12 protein-coding genes, 2 tRNA genes, 2 rRNA genes and 2 pseudogenes (1 of these 18 cut by a window edge) are annotated in these 18,216 nt (G+C 65.2%); 9 read left to right on the top strand and 9 right to left on the bottom strand.

Features of this window, described 5'->3' with window-relative positions; translation table 11 throughout:
* From QLQ15_RS03065 to rrf, 4 genes are all read left to right on the top strand, one after another.
* Nucleotides 1-29, top strand: a tRNA-Ala gene (locus QLQ15_RS03065) (it extends 47 nt beyond the left edge of the window).
* A gap of 21 nt (nt 30-50) precedes the next feature.
* Nucleotides 51-127: transfer RNA gene (locus QLQ15_RS03060), tRNA-Ile, on the top strand.
* Nucleotides 128-362: 235 nt separating this feature from the next.
* Nucleotides 363-3,227 (top strand): 23S ribosomal RNA (locus QLQ15_RS03055).
* 108 nt (nt 3,228-3,335) lie between these two features.
* Nucleotides 3,336-3,450 (top strand): 5S ribosomal RNA (gene rrf, locus QLQ15_RS03050).
* 342 nt (nt 3,451-3,792) lie between these two features.
* Here rrf and QLQ15_RS03045 read toward each other — a convergent pair.
* The 4 genes from QLQ15_RS03045 to QLQ15_RS03030 form a co-directional block, all read right to left on the bottom strand.
* Nucleotides 3,793-4,440: a 2OG-Fe dioxygenase family protein gene (locus QLQ15_RS03045; protein WP_283213915.1), complete on the bottom strand. Its 648-nt coding sequence runs from the start codon at nt 4,438-4,440 to the stop codon at nt 3,793-3,795.
* Between the two features lie 119 nt (nt 4,441-4,559).
* On the bottom strand, nt 4,560-4,958 hold the full coding sequence (locus tag QLQ15_RS03040) for an MAPEG family protein (protein ID WP_283211383.1): 399 nt from the start codon (nt 4,956-4,958) through the stop codon (nt 4,560-4,562).
* A gap of 94 nt (nt 4,959-5,052) precedes the next feature.
* Nucleotides 5,053-6,810: a M28 family metallopeptidase gene (locus tag QLQ15_RS03035; protein ID WP_283211382.1), complete on the bottom strand. Its 1,758-nt coding sequence runs from the start codon at nt 6,808-6,810 to the stop codon at nt 5,053-5,055.
* Nucleotides 6,811-6,915: 105 nt separating this feature from the next.
* Entirely contained in the window at nt 6,916-7,572 is a 657-nt protein-coding gene (locus tag QLQ15_RS03030; RefSeq protein ID WP_283211381.1) for a DUF4097 family beta strand repeat-containing protein, read from the bottom strand.
* 182 nt (nt 7,573-7,754) lie between these two features.
* Here QLQ15_RS03030 and gpmI point away from each other — a divergent pair, with 182 nt between their 5' ends.
* From gpmI to QLQ15_RS03010, 4 genes and pseudogenes are all read left to right on the top strand, one after another.
* Complete coding sequence (gene gpmI / locus QLQ15_RS03025) at nt 7,755-9,263, top strand: 2,3-bisphosphoglycerate-independent phosphoglycerate mutase (protein WP_283211380.1); 1,509 nt, start codon at nt 7,755-7,757, stop codon at nt 9,261-9,263.
* Nucleotides 9,263-10,471, top strand: coding sequence for a murein hydrolase activator EnvC family protein (locus tag QLQ15_RS03020; protein WP_283211379.1), 1,209 nt, complete (start codon nt 9,263-9,265; stop codon nt 10,469-10,471). The genes gpmI and QLQ15_RS03020 overlap by 1 nt, the downstream gene beginning before the upstream one ends.
* Before the next feature lie 129 nt (nt 10,472-10,600).
* A pseudogene (locus tag QLQ15_RS03015) lies at nt 10,601-11,932 on the top strand (S41 family peptidase); the annotation flags it as partial.
* A 2-nt stretch (nt 11,933-11,934) separates the two neighbouring features.
* The gene (locus tag QLQ15_RS03010) at nt 11,935-12,207 is read left to right on the top strand and encodes a hypothetical protein (RefSeq protein WP_283211378.1); all 273 of its coding nucleotides are present in this window, start codon (nt 11,935-11,937) and stop codon (nt 12,205-12,207) included.
* A gap of 24 nt (nt 12,208-12,231) precedes the next feature.
* Here the strand turns inward: QLQ15_RS03010 and QLQ15_RS03005 are convergent, their stop codons facing one another.
* Both QLQ15_RS03005 and QLQ15_RS03000 read right to left on the bottom strand, forming a co-directional pair.
* A complete protein-coding gene (locus tag QLQ15_RS03005; RefSeq protein ID WP_283211377.1) occupies nt 12,232-12,552 on the bottom strand; it encodes a DUF1820 family protein in 321 nt (106 codons plus the stop codon).
* Nucleotides 12,553-12,635: 83 nt separating this feature from the next.
* Nucleotides 12,636-13,328 carry a rhomboid family intramembrane serine protease gene (locus QLQ15_RS03000; RefSeq protein WP_283211376.1) on the bottom strand — a complete coding sequence of 231 codons (693 nt, stop codon included), beginning with the start codon at nt 13,326-13,328 and terminating at the stop codon, nt 12,636-12,638.
* A 231-nt stretch (nt 13,329-13,559) separates the two neighbouring features.
* Here QLQ15_RS03000 and QLQ15_RS02995 point away from each other — a divergent pair, with 231 nt between their 5' ends.
* On the top strand, nt 13,560-14,939 hold the full coding sequence (locus QLQ15_RS02995; protein ID WP_283211375.1) for an OmpP1/FadL family transporter: 1,380 nt from the start codon (nt 13,560-13,562) through the stop codon (nt 14,937-14,939).
* Nucleotides 14,940-15,222: 283 nt separating this feature from the next.
* Here QLQ15_RS02995 and QLQ15_RS02990 read toward each other — a convergent pair whose 3' ends face one another.
* From QLQ15_RS02990 to QLQ15_RS02980, 3 genes and pseudogenes are all read right to left on the bottom strand, one after another.
* Complete coding sequence (locus QLQ15_RS02990; RefSeq protein WP_283211374.1) at nt 15,223-16,260, bottom strand: winged helix-turn-helix domain-containing protein; 1,038 nt, start codon at nt 16,258-16,260, stop codon at nt 15,223-15,225.
* A gap of 400 nt (nt 16,261-16,660) precedes the next feature.
* Nucleotides 16,661-16,939 carry a PPC domain-containing protein gene (locus tag QLQ15_RS02985; RefSeq protein ID WP_283213914.1) on the bottom strand — a complete coding sequence of 93 codons (279 nt, stop codon included), beginning with the start codon at nt 16,937-16,939 and terminating at the stop codon, nt 16,661-16,663.
* A 150-nt stretch (nt 16,940-17,089) separates the two neighbouring features.
* Nucleotides 17,090-17,928 (bottom strand): annotated as a pseudogene (locus QLQ15_RS02980) (S8 family serine peptidase); the annotation flags it as partial.
* Between the last annotated feature and the right edge of the window lie 288 nt (nt 17,929-18,216).

The following is an 18,216-nucleotide window of genomic DNA, read 5'->3' as shown; positions in this document are numbered from 1 at the left end:
CGTCGGTTCGATCCCGACAAGCTCCACCAAACCAGCCGTGCACGACTTTTGGGTCTGTAGCTCAGGTGGTTAGAGCGCACCCCTGATAAGGGTGAGGCCGGTGGTTCGAGTCCTCCCAGACCCACCACTTCCGAAACGAAACTAGATTGCGCACACATCAAGAATTGAAGCGGTTTGGCGCTGAGGCCAGGTCGCGTTCTTTGAAAAACTGGAAAAGTAGCGAGCGTTTTGAGACGAATGTCCATGACGTGTCGTGAGGCTAAGGCGAGTGTCTTCGGACACTTTATTAATTGAGTCGTTATATTCGAGTTCGGGCTTTGTACCCCCGAACCCAATGACTCCGAGGCGACTTGGGGTTATATGGTCAAGCGAATAAGCGCACACGGTGGATGCCTTGGCGGTCAGAGGCGATGAAGGACGTGGCAGCCTGCGAAAAGTGCGGGGGAGCTGGCAACAAGCATTGATCCCGCAATGTCCGAATGGGGAAACCCACTGCGCAAGCAGTATCCTGCAGTGAATACATAGCTGCTGGAAGCAAACCCGGAGAACTGAAATATCTAAGTACCCGGAGGAAAAGAAATCAACCGAGATTCCCTAAGTAGTGACGAGCGAACGGGGACCAGCCCTTAAGTCGAATGAGTTTCAGCAAAACGACCTGGAAAGGTCGGCCATAGACGGTGACAGCCCAGTATGCGAAGGGGCTCATTCGATGAAATCGAGTAAGGCGGGGCACGAGAAACCCTGTCTGAACATGGGGGGACCATCCTCCAAGGCTAAATACTCCTGACCGACCGATAGTGAACCAGTACCGTGAGGGAAAGGCGAAAAGAACCCTGGTGAAGGGAGTGAAATAGACCCTGAAACCGTGTGCGTACAAGCAGTCGGAGCCCGCAAGGGTGACGGCGTACCTTTTGTATAATGGGTCAGCGACTTACTGTTCGTGGCGAGCTTAACCGTATAGGGGAGGCGAAGGGAAACCGAGTCTGATAAGGGCGCATAGTCGCGGGCAGTAGACCCGAAACCGGGTGATCTAGTCATGCCCAGGGTGAAGGTTGAGTAACATCAACTGGAGGCCCGAACCCACTCCCGTTGCAAAGGTAGGGGATGAGGTGTGATTAGGAGTGAAAAGCTAATCGAACCCGGAGATAGCTGGTTCTCCTCGAAAGCTATTTAGGTAGCGCCTCATGTGAATCTTCCTGGGGGTAGAGCACTGTTATGGCTAGGGGGTCATTGCGACTTACCAAACCATGGCAAACTCCGAATACCAGGACAGACTGCATGGGAGACACACGGCGGGTGCTAACGTCCGTCGTGAAAAGGGAAACAACCCAGACCCACAGCTAAGGTCCCAAATTTCGTGCTAAGTGGAAAACGATGTGGAAAGGCACAGACAGCCAGGAGGTTGGCTTAGAAGCAGCCACCCTTTAAAGAAAGCGTAATAGCTCACTGGTCGAGTCGGTCTGCGCGGAAGATTTAACGGGGCTAAGCACGGAACCGAAGCTTGGGGTGCACAACTTGTTGTGCGCGGTAGAGGAGCGTTCCGTAAGCCGATGAAGGTGGATTGAGAAGTCCGCTGGAGGTATCGGAAGTGCGAATGCTGACATGAGTAACGATAATGCGGGTGAAAAGCCCGCACGCCGAAAGCCCAAGGTTTCCTTGCGCAACGTTAATCGACGCAGGGTGAGTCGGCCCCTAAGGCGAGGCAGAAATGCGTAGTCGATGGGAAGCTGGTTAATATTCCAGCACCTCGCGTAAGTGCGATGGAGGGACGGAGAAGGTTAGGCAGGCCGGGCGTTGGTTGTCCCGGTGAGAGAGTTGAGGCGGTCCCCTTAGGCAAATCCGGGGGGGCAACGTTGAGACTAAGGACGAGTCCATTAGGACTGAGCTGCCGATATCACGCTTCCAGGAAAAGCTCCTAAGCTTCAGCTTACGCAGACCGTACCGTAAACCGACACAGGTGGGCAGGATGAGAATTCTCAGGCGCTTGAGAGAACTCGGGTGAAGGAACTAGGCAAAATAGCACCGTAACTTCGGGAGAAGGTGCGCCCTTTTTGGTTCATAGCTGAGAAGGGCCGCAGTGACCAGGCCGCTGCGACTGTTTATCAAAAACACAGCACTCTGCAAACACGAAAGTGGACGTATAGGGTGTGACGCCTGCCCGGTGCCGGAAGGTTAATTGATGGGGTCAGCCGCAAGGCGAAGCTCTTGATCGAAGCCCCGGTAAACGGCGGCCGTAACTATAACGGTCCTAAGGTAGCGAAATTCCTTGTCGGGTAAGTTCCGACCTGCACGAATGGCGTAACGACAGCGGCGCTGTCTCCACCCGAGACTCAGTGAAATTGAAATCGCTGTGAAGATGCAGCGTTCCCGCGGCAAGACGGAAAGACCCCGTGAACCTTTACTATAGCTTTACACTGAACGTTGAGTTCTTCTGTGTAGGATAGGTGGGAGGCTATGAAACCAGGGCGCTAGCTCTGGTGGAGCCATCCTTGAAATACCACCCTGAAGTGCTTGACGTTCTAACCTGGGTCCGTAATCCGGATCGGGGACCGTGTATGGTGGGTAGTTTGACTGGGGCGGTCTCCTCCCAAAGTGTAACGGAGGAGCACGAAGGTACGCTCAGCGCGGTCGGACATCGCGCACTGTGTGCAAAGGCATAAGCGTGCTTGACTGCAAGATCGACGGATCAAGCAGGTACGAAAGTAGGTCTTAGTGATCCGGTGGTTCTGTATGGAAGGGCCATCGCTCAACGGATAAAAGGTACTCCGGGGATAACAGGCTGATACCGCCCAAGAGTTCATATCGACGGCGGTGTTTGGCACCTCGATGTCGGCTCATCACATCCTGGGGCTGTAGTCGGTCCCAAGGGTATGGCTGTTCGCCATTTAAAGTGGTACGCGAGCTGGGTTCAGAACGTCGTGAGACAGTTCGGTCCCTATCTGTCGTGGGCGTTGGAGATTTGAGAGGGGCTGCTCCTAGTACGAGAGGACCGGAGTGGACGAACCTCTGGTGTTCCGGTTGTCACGCCAGTGGCACTGCCGGGTAGCTATGTTCGGAAGCGATAACCGCTGAAAGCATCTAAGCGGGAAGCGCGCCTCAAGATGAGATCTCCCGGGAGCTTGACTCCCCTAAAGGAACCATCAAGACCAGGTGGTTGATAGGCAGGGTGTGTAAGTGCAGCAATGCATTGAGCTAACCTGTACTAATGATCCGTGTGGCTTGACCATATAACCTCAAGTGGCCTTGGTCTCGACGATACGTCGACGACATTCGCCTCATTCGCTACTTTTCCAACCCATGCAAGCTGGCGCTCCAAGCGCCGCTTCACCCCCTTGTCCAGTGACCATAGCGGTGTGGTCCCACCCGATCCCTTTCCGAACTCGGAAGTGAAACGCACCCGCGCCGATGGTAGTGTGGCTTAAGCCATGCAAGAGTAGGTCATCGCTGGACATTTACACCGAAGGCCCGTCCGCAAGGACGGGCCTTCTTCTTTTTGCGCCCCGCAAAACCGTTTGATGCTTACCCATCGCGCCAATCCAGTGGCGCCGCCGTCGTGTGCCGCGCCGTGGGATGGTGCCTTTCGAGATTCCCGTGCAAGCGTCTCTCCGACGCCCCGCTGCGGCTAGTGCGCGCCGTTGATGTGCCCAGGGCATCCCCCAGGCTGCGGTGGTCTCGACAATCGTTTCGGACCCGAGTTCATGTGGTCTGCGAATCGCGGAATTTCGGCCACCCCGACACGCGCGAACGCCCATCATCACGACAAGCGGCACACCGACGCGATCCGCCCGCGATCTACATCCGCCGGAACGTCACCACCAGCACGTCGCGGTGCGAAGGTGCGCTCGTGTCTTCTGCCTGCACGGGCGTGACGCCGTGGTACACGCGGCGATCGTCCACCAGCGCAGCATCGAACGGGCGTCGCAGCGTGAAGCTGCCGAGCGTTCGCGCTTCGGCGTCGTGGATGGTCGTGGTTCCGCTGGCGATGTTGTGTCGATCGACCATCAACACCAGCACGTAATCCACGCCGTCGCGATGTACGCCTTCGGGCGTGGGCTGGCCTGGTTCGTCGGCGCGCGCCTCGATGCGGAACTGATGCACCTCGACCTGCCACTGCCCGACTTCGGGCGACAGCTCGCCGAACAGTGCCTGGCAGAACCCGAGGACCGTCTGCAGTGTCTGGCTGTCCGCGACCTCAGGCAGGACAGGCTCGAACCACCGTTCGATGCCGCCCTGCAGCGTGTTGTAGTCGCGGCTCTGGTAGTGCGGTTGATGTGCCTCACGGGTGATCGCGCCTGCGTGGCCCGCCGAGAACACGGCATGCCGACGCCGCCGATGAAGTCCTACGTTGGCCAGGTACAGATCCGGTTCCAACGTCTCCCAGCTGGCTGCAAACGCGGGCCAGTCCGCGAGCGAGCCGTACGCCTCCAGCAACGAGCGCATCGCCTCGCCGTCCACGAAGCGGAAACCTTCCTGCGACAGCGCCGCAAGCAAAGGCGCAACAGAAACATCGGTGGATCGCGTGCCGTTCAACGAGAAGCCCTTATTCCGTTACCCGTGACTCAGGGCGTGACATGCATCGCGGCCTGTACCAGCAGCCACAGGATGCAGGCAAACCCGAGGGCCCAGACGAGCGAGCGCAGGTAATGGCGCCCAGCGATGTAGAGCAGACCGTGCAGGAGGCGCAGTACGACGAACGCCAATGACAGCGTCGCGATCTGCTCATGCGCGACACCGGCCAGCTGCGCCAGGATCACACCCGCCGCAAACGGTGCGAAGGCTTCATAGCCGTTGAGCTGCGCGGCGTTCGCCCGTTGCGACCGCTGCGACGGCTGCTTCTCCTGCCAGCGACGCGGGTCGCGGTTGTCGTAGCGCTCGCCGCTGGCCTTGGCCACGACGACCCAGAGGTACGGCAGCAGTGCGGCGATCAGGACACACACGTAGGCGGTGGTGAGCGTCATGCAGGCTCCAGCGGGCCGGAAGAGGCGAACAGCGTAGCCGAAAACGAAAACGGCGCCCGCTAGGGCGCCGCTCCGGTCGCATGGCGGCGGGGAGTTACTTCGCCGCTTGCATCAGCTTGTCGTGCGCGGAACGGAAGGCATTTCCCTCGTACCAGTTCGGCCACTGCTCGCTACCGGCCAGCGTGCGGCCGACACCGTACAGCGCGTCCAGGTCCTGCACCACGCCCTCCATCTTCCACGACGGATCGAACTGGTCGCCCGGCTTGTGATAGCGGTTGTCGCGATAGTCCGACTGCGCCCTTCGACCTGCCTCGACGCCGCCTTCGGTCAGCTCGTCGCCGCCCTTTGCGTACAGCGCGGGCACGCCGGCCTTGGCGAAGTTGAAATGATCGGAGCGGAAGTAGAAGCCGTCTTCCGGCGTCGCCTCTGCGTGCAGCACGCGCTGCTGACCTTCGGCGACGGTCTTCAGCAGATCCTCCAGTTCCGAGCTGCCGAAACCCACCACCGTCATGTCGCGCGCCTGGCCGATCACCGGCATGGCATCCAGGTTGATCACCGCCACCGTCTTGTTGAGCGGCACCGACGGATGCGACACGTAGTACTTCGAACCCAGCAGGCCGGATTCCTCCAGCGTCACGGCGAGGAATACCAGCGAGCGATCCGGCGGCGGCGTCTGCTTGCTGAACGCCTCGGCGATCTCGAGGATGCCCGCCACGCCGGTCGCGTTGTCGATGGCGCCGTTGTAGATGGTGTCGGCGTGCGGTTCGCCTGCACTCGCGCCGCCGTGTTCGTCGGCGTCATGGCCGTGGTTGCCCAAGTGGTCCCAGTGCGCCATGTAGACGATCGCCTCATCCGGACGCTTGGCGCCCGGCAGCACAGCGACGACATTGCGCGACGACTTCTCGCGCGTCTGGCTCTTCAGGTCCACCGACAGCCTGGCCGGCAGCGCGATCGGCTTGAATCCGGGCTTGTTGGCGGCCTTGTACAGATCGTCCAGGTTATGCCCGGTGGCGGCCAGCAGACTGCGCGCGGCCTCGCCGGTGATCCAGCCCTGCACGGGCAGGCGCGGTTCCGGGTCGTCCTTCGCGGGAAGATCGAACTGCGCGCCCGACCAGGAGTTCTTCACCACGTCCCAGCCGTAGGACGCCCCTTCGGTGTCGTGGATGATCAGTGCCGCAGCCGCGCCCTGGCGGGCGGCTTCTTCGAACTTGTAGGTCCAGCGGCCGTAGTACGTCATCCGCTTGCCTTCGAACAGCTTCGGATCCTGCGCGTGGAAGCCGGGGTCGTTGACGAACATCACCACCGTCTTGCCCTTCACGTCGAGGCCGGCGTAGTCGTTCCAGTTCTGCTCCGGTGCATTCACACCGTAGCCGACGAAGACCAGATCGCTGCCGTCGACCTTCACGTTGCTCTGCCCCGTGCGCGTGCCGACCACCATGTCGGTGCCGAACTTCAGCTCGCGGGGCTGGCCCTTCACGTCCAGCTTCAGCACGGTCGACTCGTCCGCGGTGGTCTCCACCATCGGCACGGTCTGGAAGTAGCTGTCGCCGTTGCCCGGCTTCAGACCCATGCGCTTGAACTGCGCTTCCAGGTACTGGACGGTCTTCTCCTCACCGGTGCTGCCGGGCGCGCGCCCTTCGAACTCGTCCGACGCCAGCACCTTCACGTGCTCGGCGAAATCGGCGGCGTTGATCGCGTCGTTGAAGGCGTGCGTGCTGCCGGCTGTGGACGCCGGAGCGGTGGCGGCCGTCGGGGTATCCGCGGCGGGCTTGGAACAGGCGGACAGCGCGACCGCGCCGGCCATCGCCGCACTCGCCAGCAAGGCGGTGCTGAGCAGGGAATCTCGGGACATGGGACCTCCGGAATGGACCAGACCCGCGGTCGCGACCGGGGCTGGCCCATTCTAGGCCCGGGATTCCGGGTCGCGTCGTGCACGACCCGGCAGTTCGGTTCGCGCTTACTGGCCGGGCGGCGTGGCGCCGTCGAAGCGGACCGCAGATGCGCCGGTGATGGGGCCGGTCTTGGCGCTGCTGTGCACGTACAGCTCGACCTTGCGTTCGAACACCAGCGGACCGTCGACGACCGCGTTCGGGCCGATGATGACCTTCGGGTCGCGCTGGTTGAACGAGAACCAGGACTGGCTCGGTTTGGTGTAGTGGATGCCGCCCTTCACGTGCGAATCCACGCCCACCGTGACGTCGCCGTTGACGGTGGTGATGCCGCCCGACAGGTCGGTGTCGACCAGGCCGATGGCACCGTTCACGGTCTCGATGTCGCCCCGCACGTCGCCGCCACGATCGACGAAGATGCCGCCGTTGACGGTCTCCAGGCCGCTGGACAGCTTGCCCTTGCCGGAGACGCGGATGCTGCCGTTGACCGTTTCCAGGCCGCCGGCCGTGACGTTCTCGGCGACGCTGATGCTGCCGTTGACGGTTTCGGCCTTGCCGGTGCGGGCACCCGCGCCGATCTTGATGCTGCCGTTGACGGTCGAGAGGTCGCCGGCTTCCTGGCCGGCCTCGACGGTGATGCTGCCGTTGACTTTGTCGACGTCCTGGGCGGCAAGGGCCGGGGCGGCCAGCGCCAGGGCGAGCGGGAGGACGAGGGCGGGGCTCATACGCATCGTTTCGGTTTCCGTGTTGGGACGGGCTTCAGATCCAATGGATGCGGCGAAGGCCCCGTCGGTTTAGGTCGCTTCGCTACAATCGCAGCCATCGCCCGTGCACACCCGTGCCCGAAGTCACCTTTTCCCCTGCGAGTGGAACCCACGTGCCAGCCTCCTCCGTGCGCCCGAAACCCGTGGTCCTGCTGATCCTCGATGGCTGGGGACACCGCGAAGACCCCACCGACAACGCGCTCGCGCAGGCCACGCTGCCGAACTGGGACGCGTTGCTGAAGGCGGCGCCACACACGCTGATCCACACCGAAGGCCGCCACGTGGGCCTGCCGGACGGGCAGATGGGCAATTCCGAAGTCGGCCACATGAACCTGGGCGCCGGTCGCATCGTCTACCAGGACCTCACGCGCATCGACGCAGCCGTCGAGGACGGCACCTTCTTCGGCAACGAAGAACTGCGCGCCGCCTGCGCCGCGGCGCAGAACAACGGCGGCACGCTGCACGTGATGGGCCTGCTGTCGCCCGGCGGTGTGCACAGCCACGAGAACCACATCTTCGCGATGCTCGAACTGGCCAGCCAGGCCGGTGTGGCGAAGGTCGCGGTGCATGCGTTCCTCGATGGACGCGACATGCCGCCGAAGTCCGCCGAGCCCAGCCTGGTGAGGTTGCAGGATGTCTGCCGCAAGCTCGGCAATGCGCACGTGGCCACTGTCAGCGGCCGCTATTACGCGATGGACCGCGACAAGCGCTGGGACCGACTGCAGCGCGCCTGGGACGCGATGGTCGAGGCAAAGAGCGAGCACGTCGTCACCGGTCCGGTCGAAGCCCTGCTGCAGGCCTACCAGCGCGGCGAGAACGACGAGTTCGTCGTGCCCACCGTCATCGAGGGCCACGTGCCGATGGCCGATGGCGATGCGGTGGTCTTCATGAACTTCCGCGCCGACCGCGCGCGCCAGCTCACCGCCGCGTTCGTGTCGCCGGACTTCGACGGCTTCCACGCGCGCCGCCCGAAGCTGTCGCGCTTCGTCTGCCTCACCGAGTACGACGCCAAGCTCCCGGCGCCGGTGGCCTTCGGCCCCGACGACCTCCGCCACACGCTGGGCGAAGTGTTGGCCGACAACGGCCTCACCCAGCTGCGCATCGCCGAAACCGAGAAGTACGCGCACGTCACGTTCTTCTTCAGCGGCGGCCGCGAGGAACCCTATGCCGGCGAAACGCGCATCCTCGTGCCCAGCCCGAAGGTCGCCACGTACGACCTGCAGCCGGAGATGAGCTGCCCCGAAGTCACCGAGAAGCTCACCGGCGCCATCCGTTCCGGCGCGATCGACGTGGCGATCTGCAACATCGCCAATCCGGACATGGTCGGTCATACCGGCGATATCGCCGCGGCGATCAAGGCGGCCGAAGCGGTCGACATCGCCATCGGCGCCGTCGCCCAGGCCGTGCGCGATACCGGTGGCGCGCTGCTGATCACCGCCGACCACGGCAACCTGGAAATGATGCGCGACCCCTCGACCGGCCAGCCACACACCGCGCACACGGTCGGCCCCGTGCCGTTCGTATATCTGGGCCCGCGCCCGGCCACGCTGCGCAGCGGTGGCGCGCTGCGGGATGTCGCGCCGACGATCCTCGACCTGCTCGGCCTGCCGCAACCGGCGGAGATGAGCGGCACGAGTCTGCTCGCCGGCTGATGCCGATGCGGCGCGCGTTCGTCGGCGTGCTCCTCGCCAGCGCGATGCTGGCGCTGCCTGCGGCCGCGCAGAACAGTCGCGATGCCGAACGCAAGCTGGAGAAGATCCAGACCGAGCTCAAGTCGGTCGCGGCCGAGCGCCGCAAGATCGAAAGCCAGCGCGGCAGCGCATCGCGCGACCTGCGCGACGCAGACGAGAAGGTCGGCCGTTCCAACCGTCAGCTGCGCGAGATCGAAACGCGGATGGCGCGCGAGCAGGCCTCGCTCGCCGATCTGCAGCGACAGCGCACGGCGTTGCAGTCGAGCATGGGCGCGCAGCGCCAGGAGCTCGCGCAACTGCTTCGCGCGGCCTACCTGCAGGGCCAGGATGCGCCGCTCAAGCTGCTGCTCGCGCAGGACCGTGTCGCCGATGGCAGCCGCATGCTCGCGTACTACGGGTACCTGCAGCGCGATCGCATGCAGCGCATCGCCCAGCTCGACGCGCAACTGAGTGAACTCAACGATCTGGAACGGGCCATCGTCGAGCGACGCACGCAGCTGGATCGCACGCGCCAGACGCAACGCGACCGGCTCGGCCGCTTGCAGAGCGATCGCAAGGCGCGCGCCTCGCTCGTCGCGCAACTCGACGAACGCTACAAGGACCGCAGCACGCGCGAACGTGAACTCGGTCGCGACGCCAAAGGCCTGGAGCAGCTGCTGAAGAAGCTGCGCGTCGCCGCCGAGCGCGCCGAAGCGCAGCGCAAGGCCGCCGCGGAGCGTACCGCCCGCGCCGCCGCACGTCCGTCCGAAGGGCCGATTCGCAAGCCGGTCACGGTCGCCAGCGCGCCGCAGGTCGGTGGCATGGGCTGGCCCGTGTCGGGCGCTCTGCTCGCCGGCTTCGGCGCGACGATGCCCGACGGCCGCAGCAGCGACGGTCTGCTCATCGCGGCCGGTGCCGGCACGCCGGTGAAGGCGGTGGCCGACGGCCAGGTCGTCTATGCCGAATGGATGACGGGCTACGGCCTGCTGCTCATCGTCGATCACGGCAACGGCTACATGAGCCTGTACGCACACAACGACGCCCTGCTCAAGGACGTGGGCGAGCGGGTCAAGCGCGGCGATACCGTGTCCACGGTCGGCAGTTCCGGGGGGCATGGCCGCCCGGCGCTGTACTTCGAACTGCGTCGCAATGGCGCGCCGGTGAACCCCGGCACGTGGCTGCGCCGCTGACCCCTGAACATCGCGCACCGCGCGCGTCGCGATTAACGAAAGCCTTCCACCGCGCCGCCCGGACGTGCCCATAATCACCGCCATGGGCGGCGCGCTCGCGCCACCCCCGTCTGGTTCCGGAGTCCCTGCATGTCCCTGCGTTTTATCGTTCCGCTCGCTCTGGCGGGCGCGATGGCCCTTCCAGCGTCCGCGCAGGAGACCGAGCCGGCGCAGGCCGACGCGTCGATCGAATCGCCGGACGCCGAAACCGCCGAAGCGAAAGTGCCGCTGGACGAAATCCGTCGTTATGTGTCGGTCTACAACGCGGTGAAGCAGGCGTACGTCGAACCGGTGGACGATCACAAGCTCATGCACTCGGCCATCCGCGGTCTGCTGTTCGACCTGGACCCGCACAGCGTCTACCTGGACAAGGCCGACGCCGACAGTTTCGAAGAGCAATCGCGCGGCGCCTACGACGGCGTCGGCGTGGAGCTCATGCGCCAGCCGGACGGCTCGCTGCGCGTGATCGCGCCCATCGACGATACGCCGGCCGCGCGCGCCGGCATCAAGGCGGGCGATGTCATCACCGCGATCGACGGCAAGGCGTTCAAGCCCGATGAGGGCGACAACTCCGGCCCGCTGCGCGGTCCGTCGGGCAGCAAGGTCACCCTCACCATCGTGCGCGAGGGTCGCGAGAAGCCGTTCGACCTGACCATCCAGCGCGAAACCATCCGCGTCGCCTCGGTGCGCAGCAAGATGCTCGAGCCGGGTTACGGCTACATCCGCATCAGTGCGTTCCAGGCCGATACCGCGGCGGATTTCGAGACCAAGGTCGAAGCCCTGAAGGCACAGGCCGGCGGCAAGCTGCGCGGCCTGGTGATCGACCTGCGCAGCAATCCGGGCGGCCTGTTGACCTCGGCGGTGCAGATCGCCGACGACCTGCTGGAGTCGGGCAAGATCGTCAGCACGCGTGGCCGCATCGCCATCAGCGACGCCGAGTTCGCCGCGACGCCGGGCGACCGCCTCAACGGCGCGCCGGTGGTGGTGCTGGTGGACGCCGGCTCGGCGAGCGCTTCGGAAGTGCTTGCCGGTGCGTTGCGCGACAACAACCGCGCACGCATCGTTGGCAGTCGCACCTTCGGCAAGGGTTCGGTACAGACGGTGCTGCCGCTGGACAACGGCGATTCGGTGAAGCTCACCACCGCGCGCTATTACACGCCCAGCGGCAAGTCGATCCAGGCGCTGGGCATCTCGCCGGATGTTGTGCTGCATCCGGAAAAAGCCGACGACAAGAGCGTGCGCAACTTCAGTGAAGCGAGCCTGCGCGGCCACCTGCGCGGCGACGGCGAAGAAGAGAGCGAGGACGGCCAGCCGGGCGACAACGCCGGCGATGTGCTCGATGGCGATGCGCCGATCGCGGCCGCGCTGGTCGAGCTGAAGAAGCCGGTGGCGAGCGCCGCGACCAGGCCTGCCGCGAAGAAGCAGTGAGCAACCGCACGTTTGCGTGTCTTGCCTGCCGCAAACTCCAGCGCAAGCCGCAATCCATCGCGGCGTTCGCCTTCCCGGTATGCCACGCCGACTGCATCCGCGTGGACTGGAAGCTGCACGTGCCCGCGCCGCGCAAGCGGCGCAAGTGGGACCGCTTCTGGGCCCAGTACCTGCTTGAGCGACGCATGACCGAGCAGTTCAACGACGGCTTGCTCGGCGAGGAGCTGGTTCTGCCGCTGCTCAACCGACGGCTGGTTCGCAGGCACTGACGGCCAGCTGGTCGCGACGTTGGCTCAGCGCGGTTTCGCCGGCAGCGGGAACGGTGTGACCACCTTCTCGCCCGTGGCCGCGTCGCGGATCGCCGACTGGCCTTTGCGCTCCACTTCCTCGATGCGCACGATGCTGTGCATCGGCAGGTGCAGCGCCCGCGTGTTGCCGAACTCGTCGCGCAGGCGTTCCTCGGTGGGGTCGATCACCACGCCGTCGTGCACGTCGAACACCAGCTCGCTGACTTCGGTGAAGCCCCACAGCGCGCCGGAAGCGACCGTGCGCGCGTACAGCTCGTACACCTTGCCGGCGTTGAGGAAAGTCACTTTGTAGAGAGGCTTGGACATGGCCGGACCGGTCGTTTCGTGAGTCGCCAGCGGGACGATGGGGTCGGCACGGTGCCGACTCAAGTGCGCAGCGGCAAGTCGGCTCAGAATCCCCGCTTGCGACGCATGCGCCGCGCGATGCCGGCACGCGCGATGAGCGCGAATATGCCGCCAAAGGCGAAGCCCGCCAGGTGCGCCGACCATGCCACCGCGCCGAACGCCGGGCCGATGAAGGTGAAGACCAGCTGCAGCAGCGCCCACACCCCGATCAGCAGCGGCGCGGGGACCTTCACGAACTGCAGGAACAGGCCCAGCGGCACCACGACGCCCAGCTTCGCCCCGGGGAATAGCGCCAGGTAGGCGCCGATCAGCGCCGACACCGCGCCGCTGGCGCCGATGATCAGCCGGTCCGGCGTGCCGATCGCGATCACCGCCGCCAGGTTGGCGATGGCACCGCCGAAGAGAAACAGGATCAGCAGGCGCCAGGGCCCCATCGCGCGCTCGGCAGGAAGGCCGAAGATCAACAGGAACACCAGGTTGCCCAGCAGGTGGGCCCAGTCCGCATGCAGGAACAAGGCACTGAACAGCCGCAGCAGGCTGCCGGTGCGCAATGCGTTGGACCATTCCTGCACGGTGGCGAGGCCGCCGGACAGGGCGCCCCATTCCAGCAGCAGACGCCGCTGTTCCTGCCCGGGCATCACCTCGACCGCCACGAAGCACAGCCACAGCAGGCTGAACAGAACTGGGGTTGCCCAGCGCATCGGCGCGCGCTCGCGACCGGGGATCGTCACGAACACGGCAGGCGCCTGCGCGAGCAAGGATTTCCGCCTGAATAGGGCAAGAAAACCAATGAGTTGCGAGCGGAAAGAAGCATGCCGGCCGTTGTTAGCCTCCGGTTAAAAGCCGGGTTATAGTGCATACGGCGTCGTACGTCGGGAGGGGTTTCCGGCGCGCACTGGCGACCGGCTCGGCCGGGGTCAGGCAATGACGTTCCGGAACCAAAAAATACTCCAACGGAGACGATACGCATGCAACACGCTTCCCGTTTCACGCGCCTCACGGCGTTGGCGCTCGGCATCGCTGGCGCACTGACCTTCGGCAATGCCGCCGCAACGGGCTTCCAGATCCGCGAAAACAGCGTCCAGAACATGGGCCGCGCCAATGCAGGCACGGCCGTGGCCAAGAAGGACGCGTCGGTCGTGAGCAACAACCCGGCCGCGATGGTCAACCTGGACAAGACCACCGTACAGGCTGACGTCACCGTCATCGACCTTACCGCGGACTTCAACGGCGGCGGCGTGGCCGCAGCCGGCACCCCGCTGCAGAGCCCGCTGCGCGGCGGCGACGGCGGTGACCCGGGCGACGCGACCGTCGTCCCCGCACTGGCCGTCGTGGTTCCGCTGAGTGGCCAGTTCGAGAACCTGACGCTGGGCGCCAGCATCTCCGCGCCGTTCGGCCTGATGACCGAATACGACAGCGACTGGGTCGGCCGTTACAACGCCGTGAAGTCGGACCTGAAGACCATCGACCTGACCCTGTCGGCCGGCCTGGCCATCACCGACAGGTTCTCGGTTGGCCTGGGCCTGATCTACCAGCGCGCCGAAGCCACCCTGACCAACGCCGTGGATTTCGGTTCCGGCATCTGCCGCATCAGCGCCGCAGCGTGCACGACGCCGAACCCGGTTGCCGCGCCGTTCGGTCCGCAGAAGAACGACGGCTCCGCCTCGGTCGAAGGCGACGACACCGGCTTCGGCTGGATCGTCGGCGCGCAGTTCCGTCCGACCGACGCGCTGTCGATCGGCTACTCGCACCGTTCGGAGATCGACACCGAGCTGGACGGCACCATCGACTTCACCGTGCCGGCCAACGTCGCTGCGCTGTTCAGCGCGCGTGGCATCACCACGTACAACGACGGCCCCGGTGGCGCGAAGCTGACCACGCCGTCGGTCGACACGCTGAGCGTGCAGTACGACTTCAATGACAAGTTCCGCATGATGGCCGACGCCCAGCTGACCGGTTGGGATTCGATGCGTTCGGTCGACATCGTCCGCGCCGACGGCACGGCGGTCTCGAGCGAAGCCTTCCGCTGGTCCGATTCGATGATGTACGCCGTGGGCGGCGAGTACGACTTCAACGATGCCTTCACGTTCCGCGCGGGCATCGCGTACGACGAGACGCCGACCAACGACCAGACGCGCACGCCGCGCCTGCCGGACAACGACCGCCAGCTGTACACGCTCGGCATGACCTGGCGCGCCACGCCGGCGTTCAGCGTCGACGCCGCGTACATGCGCATCGAGATCGACAGCCCGACCGTCGACGTGGTGTCCAGCAGCGGCTCGCGCCTGACCGGCAAGTTCTCCGGCCATGCGGATCTGTTCGGTGTCGCCGCGCAGTACCAGTTCTGATCCACAACGCCCTCGTGGCATCGACGAAAAGCCCCGCTTCGGCGGGGCTTTTTGTTGTGGGCCTCTGCATGGCCGTCGTGTTGTGGGATGCGTCGATCAAAGCGGCGGTTCGATGGCGGTATCGCGTTCCCCGCGCAACTATTGCACGCGCGCCGGTGACTGTTCTGACATCACCGACCGCGCAACGCGCGGTATAGCCACGCGGCATTCTGGTCGCGGCAAAGGTATCAAGGCCGCCGCGTACCGGCATCTGGACTCGCGACAGTGCGCGATCCGCGCCCCCCTATACGCAGTAGCGACATCGGCTAAGCGCAGCGCGGTCTGCTCGGCGGCGCGCGGCGGTGAGCTTTCCGGCCAGTAGTACGGCGTCGACCTGCTGCAATCGTTCGTCGAGTTCGCCGGGACTGACGTCGGAGCGCGCGCGATGAGGATGTACCCGGCGCAGCCATGCGTCGGCGGCACTGGCGGCCGCCGCAAGCGCGCTGGCGCCGCGCGCTTCAATCAGGTGTTCATGGCCGTCGTGGAACACGGCCAGGCGCAGGCGCCAACCGCGCGCATCACGCACGGCCTCCGGAGCGATCACCCATCGCACTTCGCCCAGGCGCTGCAGCGCCTGGGCCTGTGCCGGATCGAGCGGTCGCGAAGCGGCGGCTTGTGCGTTCAGATGCAATGCCTGCTCGCTCGGCACGACGCGCAGTCCACCTTGGCGCAGCCGACTGGCGAGGTAATCCATGGTGCCCAGGCTCACCCACGCGTCTTCACCATCCGACGATTCCACTCGGACCGGAAGCACGAGTACAGCGCCGGTGTCCACGAGTCGAGCGACATGCCAGGGCGCCCCCGGTACCGGCAGCAGGGGCCACGCGACCACGCCCGTGAGTGCAGCCACCACGATGATGCCGAGTGCGATTCTTCGACGCCACGCGGGTGTTCGCTCGCCGCGGATGAAGGTGGCAGGCGCCGCATCGCCGACCATCGTGCCGATCGCCGGCGCGACTTCGCCGCGCGCGATCTCCTGGATCGGTGCAACCCAGTGATAACCGAACCGCGGCACCGTGCGCACGAACCCCTGCGATACATCGCCCAATGCCTTGCGTGCACGCAGCATGGTCTGGGCAACGACAGTGTCTGTGATATCGACGCGGCCCCAGACGGCAGCGATGAGTTCGTCGCGCCCCACCGCGCGGTCGCGATGGGCAACGAGGTAGGTCAGGCAGTCGAACGATTTCGGCGCCAACGGGACACGCTCTCCCTGCCGCCGAAGCTCGCGTGCAGCGGGATCGAGCTCGAATCCACCAAACCGGAATATCGGAAGGCGCATGCGCCTGGCCATCCTTCGTGCCCTTGCCGTCCCCGGAGCGTACCGCGGACACGTTCGCAGGCGACTAAGACGTGGTCTCTCTTCGGCCATTGCTGGATGGTGCGTTGGCCTGCGGTGGCCAGCATCAAGCCTGATCCGAAGCATCGACGGCAGTGCTGCGACAAAGTCCCATGCGTAACCGCGATGCCGGCTCGCATCGAGCTGCAGACGCGGGGTGTTTCGGATCGGTTATGGCAGTTGATGCTGCCCCGCCACTGCGAGTTGCGCCGGACATTCCGCAAGAGGGCGATTGCGGAGACTGCGCAAGCAGCGTTGGTGGTGGCGTGCGTGACAGAGACAGCACGGCGGTGGAGTCGAAACGGCCGGGGCACCCATGCCCCGGCCGACCGTGTCGTTACGATCAGAAGATGCGAGCGCGCACCAGTACGCCGGCGGAGTCGGCGGTCGCCGTCACCTTGATGTAGTACCGGCCTTCCGCCGGCGCGTTGATGTTGACGACCTGGTTGGTGCCAGGACGCACGGACGAGGCGATGTTCGCGGCCGACATTGGCTCGACTTCGTAGTTGGCGTACATCGCTAGCGTGCCGCGACCGCCGTACGTCGTTACTTCCAGTCGATCGCGGCCGGCGGGGATGTCGATCGCGTAGATCACGCTCTGCCCACCGGCCAGCGGCGGCATCGATTCGGCGATGTTGCTGGTCAGCGGCACGGCCTGGATCGGCTGTCCGAAGGTCCGGGCACGGTCCACCGCAGCAGAGGCGTCGAGGATGCCCGAACCGATCGCGCGATCTGGCTTGATCGGAAACGCGCGGGCCGAGGACACCAGCAGGCCTTCGACCTGCTGCGGCGTGAGCGGCCTGGGTGCGACGCTCTGCATCAGCGCGATCACGCCCGAGACATGCGGCGTCGCCATCGACGTACCGGTCATGCCGACGATGCGGTCGCCTTCCGGCGCCGTCTTGCCCGTGTTGTGCGTGGACCAGATATAGCCGTTCGGCGAGCCTTCGACGCCTGCGCCGCCCGGTGCGGAAAGATCCACGCCAGCGCCATAGTTGGAGTAGCCCGCGCGCTGGCCTGCATAACCGGTCGCACCGACGGTGACGACGCGTGCGCAGCTGGCCGGCGAGTGGCTGATGACATCCCCGTTGTCGTTGCCCGCCGCAACCACGACCGTGGCGCCGAGCGCGACAGCCTTGTCGATGGACGCCTGCGTGTCGGGTTCGCAGGCATGCGAACCGCCCAGGCTCATGTTGATGACCTCCGCTGGATTCGGGTGCCGCCGCAACGCCCGAGCACGCGCACCGGCACTACCTTCGCGTCGTACGCGATGCCCGCGCCGCCGGCGCCGTTGTTGGTCACCTCCGCGATCGTGCCCGCCACGTGCGTGCCATGCCAGCTGCTGTCGCCACCGGGTGAGCCCGCGCCACACTGGCCGGCCGTGGTGTAGTCGCCCAGGTCCCAGCCGCCGGGGACGCGTTCATCGGTGGGGCGGCCGGACAACTCGTGGTCGGTGATGAAGTCGTAACCGGGGAGAAGGTTCGGCTCCAGGTCGGCGTGGTGGGTCGCGCCCGTATCGATGACCGCCACCACGATGCCTGCACCGGTCGCGCCCGCGTTCCAGGCGCTGGTCACACGGGCGCCGCCGTTGCCGGTGCCGTAGTGCCACATCTGGTGTGTGGCGAGCACCGGATCGTTCGGTGTCGCGCTGGGGCGCATCAGTCGGTCGACACTGACCGATTCGACGTTCGGATCACTGGCGATCGCGCGCATGAGGGCTTCGGCCTGCGCACGATCGAGCTTTCGGGATGCGCGCACCACGTGCGTGCCGGTGGCGGTGGCACGCAGCGATTCGATGCGCAACGCGGCGTTACCCTTCTGGCCGGCGCCTATCTGCGGACGCGCGCGTTCGGCCGCAGCGGCAAGCGCACGCTGGCGTGCGGCAGGTTGCGTGCGCTC

The sequence above is a fragment of the Lysobacter stagni genome (assembly GCF_030053425.1).
GTDB lineage: Bacteria > Pseudomonadota > Gammaproteobacteria > Xanthomonadales > Xanthomonadaceae > Lysobacter_J > Lysobacter_J stagni.
Note: the sequence above shows the minus strand (reverse complement) of the source record. Positions and strands in the feature narration are given on the sequence as shown.

Excerpts from the sequence above, each read along its gene's own strand:
- QLQ15_RS02990 (WP_283211374.1), bottom strand. The coding sequence starts at position 16,260 with ATGCGCCTTCCGATATTCCGGTTTGGTGGATTCGAGCTCGATCCCGCT.
- QLQ15_RS02985 (WP_283213914.1), bottom strand. The coding sequence starts at position 16,939 with ATGCCGCCGCTGGCCGGTGGGCAGAGCGTGATCTACGCGATCGACATC.
- QLQ15_RS03040 (WP_283211383.1), bottom strand. The coding sequence starts at position 4,958 with ATGACGCTCACCACCGCCTACGTGTGTGTCCTGATCGCCGCACTGCTG.
- QLQ15_RS03045 (WP_283213915.1), bottom strand. The coding sequence starts at position 4,440 with ATGCGCTCGTTGCTGGAGGCGTACGGCTCGCTCGCGGACTGGCCCGCG.
- QLQ15_RS02995 (WP_283211375.1), top strand. The coding sequence starts at position 13,560 with ATGCAACACGCTTCCCGTTTCACGCGCCTCACGGCGTTGGCGCTCGGC.
- QLQ15_RS03005 (WP_283211377.1), bottom strand. The coding sequence starts at position 12,552 with ATGTCCAAGCCTCTCTACAAAGTGACTTTCCTCAACGCCGGCAAGGTG.
- QLQ15_RS03035 (WP_283211382.1), bottom strand. The coding sequence starts at position 6,810 with ATGTCCCGAGATTCCCTGCTCAGCACCGCCTTGCTGGCGAGTGCGGCG.
- QLQ15_RS03020 (WP_283211379.1), top strand. The coding sequence starts at position 9,263 with ATGCCGATGCGGCGCGCGTTCGTCGGCGTGCTCCTCGCCAGCGCGATG.
- QLQ15_RS03030 (WP_283211381.1), bottom strand. The coding sequence starts at position 7,572 with ATGAGCCCCGCCCTCGTCCTCCCGCTCGCCCTGGCGCTGGCCGCCCCG.